The sequence below is a fragment of the Sphingomonas aerophila genome, assembly GCF_014199305.1.
Taxonomy (GTDB): domain Bacteria; phylum Pseudomonadota; class Alphaproteobacteria; order Sphingomonadales; family Sphingomonadaceae; genus Sphingomonas; species Sphingomonas aerophila.
In genome coordinates this window covers 424,434-438,152 of sequence record NZ_JACIJK010000001.1, presented here as the reverse complement: position 1 = coordinate 438,152, position 13,719 = coordinate 424,434, and the positions used below count along the sequence as shown (strand labels likewise).

The 13,719-nt window shown below is 64.7% G+C and carries 13 protein-coding genes; 9 read left to right on the top strand and 4 right to left on the bottom strand.

What is annotated here, in order from left to right:
- Positions 1-2 precede the first annotated feature (2 nt).
- Entirely contained in the window at positions 3-1,067 is a 1,065-nt protein-coding gene (flhB, locus tag FHS94_RS02250) for a flagellar biosynthesis protein FlhB (protein ID WP_184054153.1), read from the top strand.
- A 408-nt stretch (positions 1,068-1,475) separates the two neighbouring features.
- Here flhB and FHS94_RS02245 read toward each other — a convergent pair whose 3' ends face one another.
- Entirely contained in the window at positions 1,476-1,778 is a 303-nt protein-coding gene (locus tag FHS94_RS02245; protein ID WP_184054151.1) for a hypothetical protein, read from the bottom strand.
- A 336-nt stretch (positions 1,779-2,114) separates the two neighbouring features.
- Entirely contained in the window at positions 2,115-3,965 is a 1,851-nt protein-coding gene (locus tag FHS94_RS02240) for a methyl-accepting chemotaxis protein (protein WP_184054149.1), read from the bottom strand.
- A gap of 239 nt (positions 3,966-4,204) precedes the next feature.
- Here FHS94_RS02240 and FHS94_RS02235 point away from each other — a divergent pair, with 239 nt between their 5' ends.
- The 4 genes from FHS94_RS02235 (at position 4,205) to FHS94_RS02220 (ending at position 7,239) form a co-directional block, all read left to right on the top strand.
- Positions 4,205-5,539, top strand: coding sequence for an alginate export family protein (locus FHS94_RS02235; protein ID WP_184054438.1), 1,335 nt, complete (start codon positions 4,205-4,207; stop codon positions 5,537-5,539).
- A gap of 201 nt (positions 5,540-5,740) precedes the next feature.
- On the top strand, positions 5,741-6,037 hold the full coding sequence (locus FHS94_RS02230) for a hypothetical protein (protein ID WP_184054147.1): 297 nt from the start codon (positions 5,741-5,743) through the stop codon (positions 6,035-6,037).
- Positions 6,038-6,192: 155 nt separating this feature from the next.
- Positions 6,193-6,807, top strand: a complete 615-nt coding sequence (gene rpsD, locus FHS94_RS02225; RefSeq protein ID WP_184054145.1) for a 30S ribosomal protein S4 — start codon at positions 6,193-6,195, stop codon at positions 6,805-6,807.
- 168 nt (positions 6,808-6,975) lie between these two features.
- Positions 6,976-7,239, top strand: coding sequence for a hypothetical protein (locus FHS94_RS02220; RefSeq protein ID WP_184054143.1), 264 nt, complete (start codon positions 6,976-6,978; stop codon positions 7,237-7,239).
- A gap of 19 nt (positions 7,240-7,258) precedes the next feature.
- Here FHS94_RS02220 and FHS94_RS02215 read toward each other — a convergent pair whose 3' ends face one another.
- The gene (locus FHS94_RS02215) at positions 7,259-9,268 is read right to left on the bottom strand and encodes an alpha/beta hydrolase family protein (RefSeq protein WP_246348282.1); all 2,010 of its coding nucleotides are present in this window, start codon (positions 9,266-9,268) and stop codon (positions 7,259-7,261) included.
- A 120-nt stretch (positions 9,269-9,388) separates the two neighbouring features.
- Here FHS94_RS02215 and FHS94_RS02210 point away from each other — a divergent pair, with 120 nt between their 5' ends.
- Genes FHS94_RS02210 through FHS94_RS02200 form a run of 3 tightly spaced genes read left to right on the top strand, consistent with a single transcriptional unit; the run spans position 9,389 to position 12,659 of the window.
- On the top strand, positions 9,389-11,026 hold the full coding sequence (locus FHS94_RS02210; RefSeq protein WP_184054141.1) for a M28 family peptidase: 1,638 nt from the start codon (positions 9,389-9,391) through the stop codon (positions 11,024-11,026).
- A complete protein-coding gene (locus FHS94_RS02205) occupies positions 11,023-11,994 on the top strand; it encodes an agmatine deiminase family protein (protein WP_184054139.1) in 972 nt (323 codons plus the stop codon). Before FHS94_RS02210 ends, FHS94_RS02205 begins: the two co-directional genes overlap by 4 nt.
- Positions 11,991-12,659 carry an MBL fold metallo-hydrolase gene (locus tag FHS94_RS02200; RefSeq protein ID WP_184054137.1) on the top strand — a complete coding sequence of 223 codons (669 nt, stop codon included), beginning with the start codon at positions 11,991-11,993 and terminating at the stop codon, positions 12,657-12,659. The genes FHS94_RS02205 and FHS94_RS02200 overlap by 4 nt, the downstream gene beginning before the upstream one ends.
- A gap of 8 nt (positions 12,660-12,667) precedes the next feature.
- Here the strand turns inward: FHS94_RS02200 and FHS94_RS02195 are convergent, their stop codons facing one another.
- A complete protein-coding gene (locus FHS94_RS02195) occupies positions 12,668-13,177 on the bottom strand; it encodes a DUF1697 domain-containing protein (RefSeq protein ID WP_184054135.1) in 510 nt (169 codons plus the stop codon).
- A 339-nt stretch (positions 13,178-13,516) separates the two neighbouring features.
- Between FHS94_RS02195 and rpmF the strand changes: the two genes are divergently transcribed.
- Positions 13,517-13,696, top strand: coding sequence for a 50S ribosomal protein L32 (gene rpmF, locus FHS94_RS02190; protein ID WP_184054133.1), 180 nt, complete (start codon positions 13,517-13,519; stop codon positions 13,694-13,696).
- Positions 13,697-13,719: the final 23 nt, after the last annotated feature.

Sequence of the window (13,719 nt, the reverse complement as noted above, 5' to 3'; positions counted from 1 at the left end):
CGATGGCCGACGACAAGGATCAGAAAACCCACGATCCGACAGAGAAGAAGCTGTCGGATGCCCGGGAAAAGGGCGACATCGCGCAGGCGCCCGAGATGCGGCACGCCGCCATCTTCTCGGCGGCACTGGTCGTCACGGGCGGCATGGGCGTTTGGACCTTTTCGCGCATGGGTCACTTGCTGCTGCGCCTCTGGGGTCGGGCAGAAGATTACCGTTTCTCGCCCGAGGGGGCAGAGAGCCTCGCGACCGGCATTCTATCTCAGCTGTTCGCGGTTCTGGCGCCATTGCTAGGAACGCTGGTGGCATTTGCGCTGCTTGGCGGCATGCTGCAGGGCCGGCCGACGCTTAGCTGGTCACGCGTCGCACCAAAGTGGTCGAAACTGTCGCCGCTGTCCGGCGCACAACGCCTGCTCGGCAAACGCGCATTGGTGGAATTTGGCAAGACACTCGCCAAGGTGTCGGCCGTGAGTGCGGTAAGCGCCATGGTGATCTGGCCGCGGGCGATAGCGCTGGACGGGATCGTCGGCGCTGATCCAACGACGATCGGCAGCACTGCCGGCCATCTGATCGTGATGCTTCTGAAGGCGGTCGCCGCCCTGGTCGGCGCGATTGCACTCTTCGACCTGATCTACCAGCGTCAATCCTGGCTTTCCCGGATGCGCATGTCGCTCCAGGAGATCAAGGACGAGCACAAACAGTCTGAGGGCGATCCCAAGATCAAGGCGAAGATACGCGCAATTGGCATGCAACGCTCACGCAAGCGGATGATGGCGGCCGTGCCCACCGCCAGCGTGATCGTGACCAATCCGACCCACTACGCAGTCGCTCTTAAGTACGATCACGGCAAGATGGGCGCGCCAGTGGTGGTGGCCAAAGGGGTGGACGCGGTCGCGCTCCGCATTCGTGAGGTCGCGACCTCCGCGGGTGTGCCGATCATGGAAAACCGTCCCCTGGCACGTGCGCTTTATGCGGCTGTAGAGGTCGATCGCCCTGTTCCCCCAGAGCACTACGCGGCCGTCGCGGAGGTCATCGGCTATGTCATGCGCCTTGCGAAGCGGACGGGCTGAGCCAATCCACCTGTCAGGGCCGCTCTCGTCAGTTGAGGGCCTACATCGCGGGTTGATCCGGCGCACCCACTGCCACGCAGGTCTGGTGGCCCGCAGTGTGCTTCGCGCCGCCTTAAAGCATAGAGTGTTCGAGCGTCAGCTTGCGACAGCCAGACTACCCCTGAACGTCCCAGAAAGGATGACCGGACCAGCGGTTCGCCTGAACTGCGCCGCTTAGGACTTCCATGCCTGCTGCTTCTGCGGTTCTACATGAGAAGAGCAGAAACTCGCCGCGGTTCCGTTGCTCACCAGAAATGGCTTCGCTGCTGATCGGCAAAGGCGCCGGAGAATGCCTATCGAGGGGCGCCAGAGGTTTGTGCTCTCGCCAGTTCTCCGCCGATCCCGCGCCGACGGCGCAGGCCGGTCAGCCTATCGCGCTGTATCTCCTGCACAATCGCCAGCTTTAAAAGCAGTTGCTCCGCCTAAAACCTTGCTGTCGTCCATGCCCGCTCGGCCCGTCCGAGGTCGGGAGAGCGTCAAGGGAATCAGCTTTCGTTGGATCTCGCCGCCATCGTGACGGCAATGCGGAGCACCACATTTCAGCTCAAGGCTGAACTCACCGGTGGAAGCGCTGACCGAGGCGGCGAGATCGTCCAGGGACATGGCTGCCGCAAGGCCGGAATGGCTGCTGTCGCGAATCGCGAACGACAGTTCATAGCCGTCCGGCGTCACCGAACGCGATGCAGCCTAAGCTACGCCGGTGCTTGTCAACTGACTGCAGTGGCTGCGCTGACCGCCGCGTGAATCGGCCCATGTTGATCAGATGAGTTGGGCTGCCGTAGTCTTTCCCGAGAACCCGCCCCGGACAGAAATGCCAACGTGCAGGCAGCCCCGGCAGAGGCAAATTCGAGGGTTGGCAGGTTTTCGGCAGGCGACCTCGCATTTCGGAGGGCGAGGGCCGATAGATCCGGGAACGCTTCAAATGCTAGCTCCGGACGCAAGCTTGCAGGTGCGCCAAAGGCGCCACCTTGGAAACCCAAGGCAGCGCCTCCGTCATCTAGAGGTGGATCAGAATTCGTTCCAGCTCCCGTCATCAACCGTGGCCGGTCGGGTCAACGCCGGAATAGCAGCTGCAGGCAGTTGCTTGGTCGGCTGCGACAGGCTCGCGAGCTTACCAGGAGCGGCCCGAAGAGCTTGGCTCTGGCCGACCGCAAAACGTCCAGCCTGGTCGGACAGGCTCTGGACCTCGCTCGTCAGATTGCGGGCAGCGGCTGAGGTTTCCTCGACCATTGCTGCATTCTGCTGCGTCGACTGATCCATCGTTCCAATTGCGACGGCGATTTCAGAGACTGCGGACGACTGCGCCTGATTGTCGGCGGCCATCGTGCCCAGGAGTTGGTGTACCTCGGCAACATCTCCCGAGATCGCCGAGAGCGCCTCGTCGACCTTGCGGACCGACTCAACTGCCGTGCCCACCTCGTCCTGAGTGACCGTCAGCTGATCGCGAGCGCGCTTCGCTTCTTCTTCGGCTCGCATGGCAAGGGCCGAAACCAGGTCTGCGACGACAGCGAAGCCCCTGCCCGCCTCACCCGCTCGCCCGGCCTCAACGGCGGCATTCATTGCAAGAACGCGCGTCTGGAATGCGATCTTGTCGAGACCTTCGATGACCGAATCGATACCCTTGGCGCTCTCCGACACCCGGCCCATCGCGGCAACCGCTTCCCCGGCAACCGAGCGACCGCCCAACACGGTAGAGATCGCGCCATCTGCCCGCTCCACGGTCCTGGCCGACGCAACGGCCGTCGCCTTCAGTCGGCCATCGATCTGCGCCAGGGCCGCCGAGGTCTCCTCCAGGCTGGCAGCGTTCGCCTCCGTCCGGCGAGCCAGGTCCTCGGATGCGTGCGAAATCTCCGACGAGCCGGTGCGGATGCGGGCTGCGCTTTCCGAAACCTGTCCGATCAGGCCACGCAAGCTGGCCAGTGCCTCGTTGAAGTTGGCTTTAAGCTCGCTGTAGGCGGCCGGGAACTCGCTCGAGATTTCGGCAGTCAGATCGCCATTAGTCAACGCCCTCAGGCTTTCCCGCAGAGCGCTGGTGACCGCCTGCTGCTCGGACGCCGTTCGTGAGTCTGCGAGGGCGCGATCCACTGCCGCCTGGCGGAACAGCTCAACCGAATGGGCGACCTCACCCAGTTCGTCCTTACGGCTGCGGTGCGGAACGTCAGCGCTGCCACCTTCGGCGAGCGTCTTGGTCGCGGCCGACAATTCGGAGAGCGGCTTGGCAACGGACTTGATCAGCAAACGCCAGATCACGAACAACGCCACAAGCGATCCGAGCGCCAGCACAAGGGTGAGCCAGTGCGCGTTGCTGGCGGTCGCCATTCCCGCCTCGTTTGCCTTGGCCGACCGCTCCTTTTGCAGCGCGATCAACTCTTCCACGTCGCCGATTGCAGCACGCGACAGCGTCTTGCCCTCACCCTTGACGAGTGGCAGCGCGGCGGCGATCCCGCCATTACGCGTTGTGCTCATGATGCCATCATTGGCTGCTTCGAGCGCACTGACATCACGACGCAACTTGTCGACCTGAGGCATGAACTCGCCAGCGACCTTGGCGTAATCGTCGATCGCTCGCTGCAGGGCTTCGCGGTTGCTCGTGAAGCGCTGTTCGAAACTGCGCATCTCCTCGGCGTTGCCTGCGTTCAGCTGCGAAAAGATGATGATGCGGTGCTCACGCAGCGCCGAGATAACGCGGCCAAGTGCCTCCGTTCCCCCCACGCCGCGCTGAACGTGGCGCGTCGCGACGGCGCTCAACGCCTGGTTCGACATGATAGCATTCACGCTAACTGCAGCGAAGAGCAATGCGATCGCACTGAACAGCACGATGATCTTCTTGGACAGGCGCCAGTCGTCGAGGGCACTCATTAAGGGTCTCCAGTAATACGCAGCGCTGAGCATGCGCGATCAGCTTCATCATAGACGGTGGGGTGCCTGCCCGGACGAAATGAGCCGTGTTTTTCGTCGATCTTAAATGTCGTCGGCGAGCGATCAGCTGTCCTGGTCGCTGTCTATAATGAAGCATTCTTCGCAAAGGGTTTTCAGTGCTTCGCTTCGTTATCAGCGGCCGGCTGGCTGCGCCGTTTTTCTGCGCGACAGCGCTCGCCATGGCACTCCCAACGCACGCTGCTGCCGAGGAGAATCCGCTGCATGCTGCGCTCGGCGCACCCGACGCGCTCGACATTCATCTGCAGATCCGCTCGCGCAGCGAAGCCATCGAAGGCCAGTTCCGGCCAACAGCCGCGCGAAACGATTTCCTGCAGTCGTTTCGCACCATTCTCACCGCCGAATATCGTGCAGGCCCGATACGCATCGGTGGTGAGCTGCGCGACGCCCGGGGATATGCATACGCGCAGAACTCCTCTGCGGGCGTCAGCGAAATCGACGCGGTAGAGCCGCTTCAGGCCTATGTTGCCCTTGATCTCGCGAACCTGGGCGGCAAGGGCGCGACGGGACGACTGACGGCTGGGCGGTACACCCTGAACCTCGGCTCTGGCAGGCTCGTGGCCGCGCCCGATTTTCCAAACATGATCACGAGCTACACGGGCGCGCTGTTCGACTGGAAAAGCGCGGCAAAGGATCGCCTTGTCGCTTTCTGGGGTATGCCGTCGCTCCGTTTTCCGAATGATGCCGACGGACTGCGGAACGAACGCGTCGAGCTCGACCGAGCGCGATCCGCTGTGCAATTCTTCGGTACCAGCTACCAGCGCACCAAACTCGGCCCGATCAGCGCAGAAGCCTATGTGTTCCGGCTGGTGGAGCACGACTCCCCTGCGCAGCTGACCCGCGATCGCAAGCTGGTGACGATCGGCGGCCGCCTGTTCCGGTCGCCGGCCAAGGGCAAGCTCGATTTCGAGATCGAGGCCGCCCACCAGACAGGTCGATCGCACGCAACTACTGCGGCAAACGACACGACCGACCTCGATGTGGATGCCGACACTGTCCATGCAGAAGTTGGGACCAAGTTTCAGAGCAGCTGGACCCCGCGTGTTGTTGTGGTCTTCGACTATGCAAGTGGCGACGACCGTGATGCGGGCCGGTACACGCGGTTCGATCAGCTCTACGGCGCCCCCCGTTCCGACTTCGGTCCGGGCGGCCTGTTTGGCCTGGTGAATCGGTCCAACGTCATCTCGGGCGGTGCTCGCGTTGAGGTCGCGCCGACGAGCAAGCTTGACGCCGCGGTGTTCGGGCGAGAGCTGTGGCTCGCTTCAAGAACGGACGCTTTTGCCAACAGCGGTGTTCGTGATCGCCTGGGGCGGCAGGGTGACTTCGCCGGCACGCAATTGGAAGCACGCGTGCGATACTGGATCCAGCCAAACCGCTATCGCATCGAAAGCGGTACCGCGTTGCTCTTCAAAGGCGATTTCTTGAACAGGGCAGCAAATGCACAGCCCAGTGGTGACACGCACTACTTCTACCTAGACCTAAGCGCGTTCTTCTAAGCGCTGTCACTTCGATGCACCCTGCCTGCCGCCGATCTTGAAGCGACGGCCCCGAAGCTGGTCGGGGCCAGGCTGATGTTGGCATGTGGCAGGTTGGGCTGCGCGGACGTGCGGACCGGCGAGCCCGGGCACTTTGGACAACATCATTGCCTTGATGACCCGGTCGGGGCACACCGGCTTCTTCAATGGTCGGAGTCTCCCATGATCCGCTTCTTGCCTGTGCTTGGCTTTGCCCTGCTCGCCAGCCCCGTCCCGGCCGAACAGACACAGCCCTCCACCCCCGCACCGAGTGCCAGTTCGGGCGCAAGTTCGGGCGCGGTTGATGCGACCGCGGACAAGAAGATCTGCCGCCGGGAACCCGTGCTCGGCAGCATCATGCCAAAGCGAACCTGCCACACGAAGTCGGAATGGGCCTCGATCGATGCGGCGAACAGCGCCGCGGCATCCGACGCGCTCAGCCGGCGGAACGGCCGAATGGGGGCGGGTAGCGGCTCCTGAGCCCGCCCATCCTTGACCGCGGCCGCCTCTTGTGCCAGGGGCGCCGCTTCGCTTTTGGCCCCGCACCCCGGTGAAGCGGTGGCCCTGCCCTCTTTTACGAGAGCCAGCAGAGCGAAACCGGGACCACCGTTGTTGCTGATCGCAAGGAATATACGATGTCGAAGCGCGCCAGCGCCAAGTACAAGCTCGACCGCCGGTTGGGTGAAAACATCTGGGGTCGCCCGAAGAGCCCGGTCAACAAGCGTGAATATGGCCCAGGCCAGCACGGCCAGCGCCGCAAGGGCAAGATTTCCGACTTCGGCATCCAGCTGCGCGCCAAGCAGAAGCTGAAGGGCTATTACGGCGACGTCACCGAGAAGCAGTTCAAGGCGTCGTACACCGAGGCTGCCCGGATGAAGGGCGACACCAGCCAGAACCTGATCGGCCTGCTGGAGCAGCGCCTGGACATGATCGTCTACCGCGCCAAGTTCGCGCCGACGATCTGGGCCGCGCGTCAGCTGGTCAGCCACGGCCACGTTCGCGTCAACGGCGTGAAGTGCAACATCGCGTCGCGCCGCTGCTATGTCGGCGACGAGGTCACGTTGGGTTCGAAGGCGCAGGAGATGGCGCTGGTGCTCGAGGCGCAGAGCTTGGCCGAGCGTGAGATCCCCGACTATGTGGCGACCGACGGCACCGCCAAGGTCACCTTTGTCCGCGTTCCCACGCTGGACGAGGTTCCCTATCCGGTGAAGATGGAACCGAACCTCGTGGTCGAATTCTACTCGCGTTAAGCCGAGCGCCGCGAGGACGGCTGGCGGCGCTTGAAGCGCTGTTCGACCTCACGGCTTCGTCGTGACGCGGCCGTAAGCGGAACACCTTAGCGTTGAAGTGATTAAAGGGCGGTCCCGCGGGGCCGCCCTTTTCTGTTCGGGCGCCCGCCAACAACGGAGAAGACGCGCATGGGCAGCAACGGATCTGGTAACCCGATACTGGGCGTGCTGCTCGCCTGCATCATCGCGAGCATCGTGCTGGCGATCATCGGCTTCGTGCTGCGCGGGCGCGGATCGCTTGCCACCAGCCGCGCAGCACTGATCTGGGCGATCATCACCATCCTGCCCTTGTTCGGCGCCGGCTTTTTCATGTTCTCGAAGCACAGCGTCGAACAGGCAACCGGCGTGACAAGGTCAGGCGTCAATGAGCCGGGCGTCAAGGGAGCACCCTGACGCCACTCAGCGCATGCGCTCAGGGGAGCGCCAGCGCGGTCTTCAGAAAGTTGTCCGATCGATCGAGCATCTTCGTGCGTGCGGCGGAGTCGTCGAGCTGGTGGTCCAGCCCCTTGAACTCGACAAGTTCGACCTTGCCGCCCGCGTCGCGCAGGCGATCGGCCATCAGGCGCGATTCACCGATGCCGACATTCTGGTCCATGTCGCCATGGAACAGCAACACGGGCACCTTGATCCGGTCGACATTGCGCGCGGGCGATCCTTCGCGAACATGGGGGCCACGCCCGATGAAGGCGTCTACCAGCCGGAAACTGGTAAAGCCCTGCGCCTCGGCCCTCAGCGTCTCCAGGTCCGTTACCGGCGCCACCGCGATCACCGCCTTGAACAAGCCGGGATCCATCACCGCCGATTGCAGCGCCGCATAGCCACCATAGGACCAGCCGACGATCGCAAGCTTGCTCGGCGCGGCGATCCCCTGCTTGACCAGCCAGCGCCCGGCGTCGTCAACGTCGCCCACCGCCGTCTTCCACGACCGAAACCCGTTCTGCTGAAACCAGGCCGAGCCATAGCCGGTAGAGCCACGGAAGTTGGGCTGCAGCACTGCAAAGCCACGGGCGGCAAAGAACTGCGACAGCCAGTCGAAGCCCCATTCATCGCGCGCGCCCGGCCCGCCATGCGGCATCACGATCGCGGGCAGGCCCTTCCCATCTGACCCTGCGGGCAAGGTCAGATAGCCGGGAATTGGCGTGCCGTCGGCTGCGGGAAAGGTGACCGGCTTCACCGTCGATAGCTTCATGCCAGCCAGTTGGGGACGCGTCGGCAGGACTTCTTCCATGTGGCGGGTCTTGCGATCGAGGAGGTAGTAGCGCCCGGGATCAACGTCGCTCCCCGCAAACAACAGCAGCGCGTTCTCGTCCGCGCTCGCGTCCACCACCGTGACCAGCGGCGTGCCGGGCAGCGCACGGCCGATGGACAAGCGCAGTTCCGCCAGCGCCGGATCGAAGAACGCCGTTTCGCGCTTCTCGGTCGCCCAGCTCGCGCCCACCACACGGTGCTGGCGCCCGATCTGGATCAGGCCGTCGACGTCCACATCCGGACGCGCCATGACCAGGTCGCGCTTCAGCGTCCCGTCGAGCGCCACCTTGAACAGCGCCGTTCTGCCATCCTTGTTGTCAAAGCCGTAAGCCACGTTCGCGTCGCGATCGACGGCGTACGGGACGAACCCCTCAATAGTGCCTCCGTCGCTTGTTGTGGCGCTCAACTGCTCCCAATCGCGTCCGTTCGGCTTGCGGTAGAGATAGTTGACTCGGGCGCCCATGTAGCCGTCATTGGTCCTGGGCCGCACGGCCATGATGCGAACCGTGCCATGCCCGTCGGAGATATAGCCGACCGCTGCCGGGCGCGGGCGTTCCACCACCTGCCGCTTCAGCGTGGTCGTGTTGACCCGCTCGACCCCCAGCCCCTCGTCCGAGCTGCCGGTCAGTGATCCGGTGCGGTCGTTACGCAGGAAGGTTCGCGTCATCAGCGCGCTGCCGCCTTCCGCATCGCCGACCCAGTCGATGATCGTTCCACCGTCCTGCAGCAGGCCGCGCGCCTCCATGTCGGGGCGGGCAGTCAGGATCTTCAGGTCGCTGCCGTCAGCTTTCAGGGTCACCAGCCGGTCGAACCCGATCCGGTCGCCGCCGTCCTTGCGGATCATCGAAAAGCTGCACACCAGCCTGACGTCGGTCGACCACTGGCAATAACTCAACCGGGTCGGATCACCCGCACTCGTCAACACTGTCGATAGTTTGGCCGAAACGGCATCGAGCACCATCAACTGGCTGCCATGTTCTCCCAGCGGAGCCACGATCGCGATCTGCTTGCCGTTGGGCGACAGGCTGATCTGTCGGATGGTTTCGCGCGCGCCGAACTGTGCAGCGACGCTGGTGGCGACGGCCGGTTCGGCTGCGCCGAGCGCGCCGGCCTGCCCGCCAGCCAGCACCACCGCCGCGAGCGCGAGCGCGCCCACAAATGCCCTCTTCCCCAAGTTTAGTCCCCCTTGTCCCCTGCACACAGGCTAGCGCGCGTCAGCGTTCAATCAAGAGCGACCGCTTGCGTGCCCAGGGAGCGGCTGCCACATCAGGCGCCTGTTCACGCCGGAGCCGCCATGCGTTTCGCCCGCCTTGCCTTTCTACCTCTGCTCGCTGCCACGCCCCTGGCTGCGCAGCAGATTTCTGTTGATACGCTGAAAACGGTGACCAAGGAGCTGTCGTCCGACGCCTATGAGGGTCGCGCGCCGACCACGCCGGGCGAGGAGAAAACGGTCGCCTACCTGATCGAACAGTTCAAGGCGGCGGGGCTGAAACCCGGCAACAAGGGATCATGGACGCAGGACGTGCCCATGGTGGAAATCACCGCCAGCAACGTCGCGCCCTTCACCTTTACCGGCGGCAAGTCGCCGGTCAGCATGGCCTATCGCACCGATATGGTGGCCGCGACCTATCGCGTTGGCCCCAGCGCTGCCGTCACGAACAGCGATGTAGTGTTTGTCGGCTATGGCATCACCGCGCCCGAAAAGGGCTGGGACGATTATGCCGGCCTCGACGTGCGCGGCAAGACGGTGGTGATGCTGGTCAACGACCCCGACTGGCAGACCATGGCACGCGATGGCCCATTCGAGGGCCGTGCGATGACCTGGTACGGCCGCTGGCCCTACAAGTACGAGAACGCGGCCAAGCACGGCGCCGCGGCGGCAATTATCGTGCACGATACGGAACCTGCCGCCTATCCATGGGCGGTGGTGAAATCGTCCTGGACAGGCCCGCAATATGAGCTTGATGAGGCTGGCGGCCATCAGGACCAGAGCCAGGTGATCGGCTGGATGCAACTCGCGAAGGCACGCGAGCTGTTCGCATCGGCCGGCAAGGACTTCGATCAGCTATCCGCCGCCGCCAAGACGCGCGGCTTTCGCGGGGTGCCGCTTGGCGTGCGCTTCTCCACCAGCTTCACCAACACCATTCGAAAGAGCGCGTCGCGCAACGTAATCGGTGTCCTGCCGGGCACAACCGCGCCCGGCGACTATGTCCTTTATTCGGCGCATTGGGATCACCTGGGCCGCTGCGACGCGGTGAACGGCGATGACATCTGCAATGGCGCGCTCGACAATGCGAGCGGCGCGGCGGGGCTGGTGGCGTTGGCCCAGGCGAATGCAAAGGCGGGGCCGGCCAAGCGAAGCCTGCTGTTCCTGGCGGTGACCGCGGAGGAATCCGGCCTGCTCGGCTCGCGCTACTATGCCGAACACCCCGTGTACCCGCTCGCGCGCACGGTGGGCGGGGTCAACATGGACGTGCTGGCGGTGAATGGCGCCACCCGCGACTTCGTGCTGACGGGCGCCGGCAAGTCGGAGATCGAGGACATGGTGCGCCCGCTGCTCGCGGCACAGGGTCGCCATGTCAGCCCGGAATCGAACCCGGAGCGCGGCGGTTACTACCGATCCGACCATTTCTCCTTTGCCAAGCTCGGCGTGCCGGTGCTCGCCGGCGATGGCGGGGAGGATCTGGTGAAGGGTGGCACGGCGGCGGGCCATGCGGCGACGGAGGATTACGTCGCCAATCGTTATCACAAGCCGCACGACGAATATGATCCGAACTGGGATTGGTCGGGCGCGGTGCAGGACCTGACGGTTTACTATCAGCTTGGCCGCAAGCTCGCCGACACGCCCGGGCTGTGGCCCAACTGGTACCCCAGCGCCGAATTTCGCGCCATCCGCGACAAGGATCGCGCCACAGCAAAGGCCGGTCGATGAGCCGCGTTCCGCCCGCTGAATGGGCCCCGCACAAGGCGGTCTGGATCGGCTTTCCAAGCCACCCTGAACTCTGGGCCGACGACCTGGAGCCCGCGCGCGAGGAGGTCACCGCCTTTGCCCGCACCGTTCACGCGGACGGGCGTGGCGAGCAGGTGCTGCTGGTCTGCGCGGACGATGAGGCGGCCAGCGCTGCGCGGGCAGTGGCCCCTTTCGCCCATGTCGTGATCGAGGCGTTTGGCGACATCTGGCTGCGCGACACCGGACCGATCGTGCTCGGCGACGGATCGGCATGCGTGTTCGACTTCAACGGTTGGGGCGGCAAGTACGACCTGCCCGGCGACGACACGATCGGGGAGCGGCTCGCGGCGGGGCGCGGCACGCACGTCACGCGCAGTCGCTGGGTGCTGGAAGGTGGCGCGATCGACGGCGATGGCACCGGGATCGTGGTGACCACCCAACAGTGCCTGCTCAACGCCAATCGCAACCCCGACTTGCGCCGCGCGGACATCGAGGAACGGCTGCACACCGACCTTGGCTTCACACAGGTGGTGTGGCTCGGCGACGGGCTCGCCAATGACCACACCGACGGCCATGTCGACAACCTCGCCCGCTTCGTCGCGCCCGGCCGCGTCGCGGTGCCGGCGGGGGCGGACGATGACCCCAATTCGCGCGTGTACCAGGAAGCGGCGGCTTGCTTGCGGGCAGCGGGGCTCGACGTGGTGCCCGTCCCTTCCCCCGGCCGCGTGGTCCGCGACGGGGACGTCGTGCCGGCAAGCTACATGAACTTCTACATCGGCAATGCCGCGGTGGTGGTGCCGATCTATGGCGCTGCCGACGACGCAGCCGCCGTGAGCGCGTTTCAGGGGATCTTTCCCGATCGCGAGGTGGTCGGGCTGCGCGCCGACCACATCCTGACCGGCGGCGGCAGTTTCCATTGCATCAGCCAACAGATACCGGCCATCGCATGACCGAGGATACACCACCGCTCCGCGTCGCGATCATTCCTGTGACGCCGCTACAGCAGAACTGCACCCTGATCTGGTGCACGGCGACGATGAAGGCGGCGGTGGTGGACCCTGGCGGCGACCTGCCTCGCATCCATGATGCGATCGCCAAGTCCGGCGTTACTGTTGAGAAGATCCTGCTGACCCACGGACATATCGACCATGCCGGCATGGCCAAGCCGCTGGCGGAGGCTCTTGGCGTGCCGATCGCAGGTCCAGCAGAGGCTGATCGTTTCTGGCTGGCACGGCTCGACGACGACGGCCGGCAATGGGGCTTGCCGGGCACGCCGTTCGAGCCTGACCGCTGGCTGGTCGAACGGGACACGGTGACGGTCGGCAACTTGTCACTCGACGTGTACGAGACGCCCGGCCACACGATAGGCCATGTGATCTTCCACCACCCGGCCTCGCGATTCGCACTGGTCGGCGACACGCTGTTCCAGGGGTCGATCGGGCGCAGTGACCTGCCCGGCGGCGATCACGAACAGCTGGTGCGCTCCATCGTGACCAAGCTGTGGCCGCTCGGCAGCGACACCGCCTTTGTGCCCGGCCATGGCGCGCCCAGCACCTTTGCCCATGAACGCGCGAGCAACCCCTTCGTCGGTGACCGGGTGCTCGCGGGCGGCTGAGCTGCCGGTCAGCGCGCCGCCATGGCCGCGAGCTTGGCGACCGTGTTCATGTTGCGCGCGGTTCCGCCGGCTGCTGCCGGCAGGCGCAGCTTCGACCGGCCCATTGATTCGCCATAGGCGATGAAGATCTCTCGCGCACCCAGCATCACCTGCTCGCCATCCGGCGCGACCAGGCTCTCCAGCGAATCGGCCGGCGGGGGCGCATCCAGGAATATGGCCACCGTGCGACTCGGATTGGCGTCGGGGAAAGGATTGGCGTCCCGAACCGCTGCAATTTCGTCGGCTGAGCGCACCATGACCGGCATCGAGGTGCCAACATGGGCGGCGAGCGCTGCTTCCAGAGCGCTCTTTACCGCCGCCTCCGGCAGCGCCGTATCGAATACGACGTTGCCGCTGGCGATGTAGGTCTGCACGTCGGTGAAGCCGCATGAGGCGCATAGTTGCTTCAGGTCCGCCATGGCGAGCTTGCCGGTCCCACCCACGTTCACCGCCCGCAACAACGCCACAAACGTCGTCATGCACTCCTCCCCACGGCCCTGCCCCACGCAGGTTTGCGCAGTGGTCACCGCCTGTTCTACAAGGCAGTTCTGCCGCTATAAACCGGGATGTTTGCAACGGCGCGTCGGGGCACCCGGGCGTCGTAACGCGTTCCGTTCCCGCCAACCCCGGTCTGACCCGGGACTGGCTGACCTCATCCTGTCTCTCCAGCCGCTTGCAACCCGGCCGAATATCGCTATAGCGCCACGCTTCGCGATGCGTCCGGCCGCCTTGTGCCAGCGCGGCCGGTTTCGATCGGTCTCGCCGGCGGTGTCCGGGTTCGTCCCCTTGTTGATTTGTTCAAAGGCTAAGGTGCCGAGATGGCCGTCCCCAAGCGAAAGACCTCCCCTTCCAAGCGCGGCATGCGTCGCGGCCACGACTCGCTGACGATCGCGGCATTCCACGAATGCCCGAACTGTGGCGAGCTGAAGCGTCCGCACAACCTGTGCACCGCGTGCGGCCACTATAACGGCCGCGAGATCGTCTCGGTTGAGGGCTGATCTCCTCCCGTTTGATTGAGCAA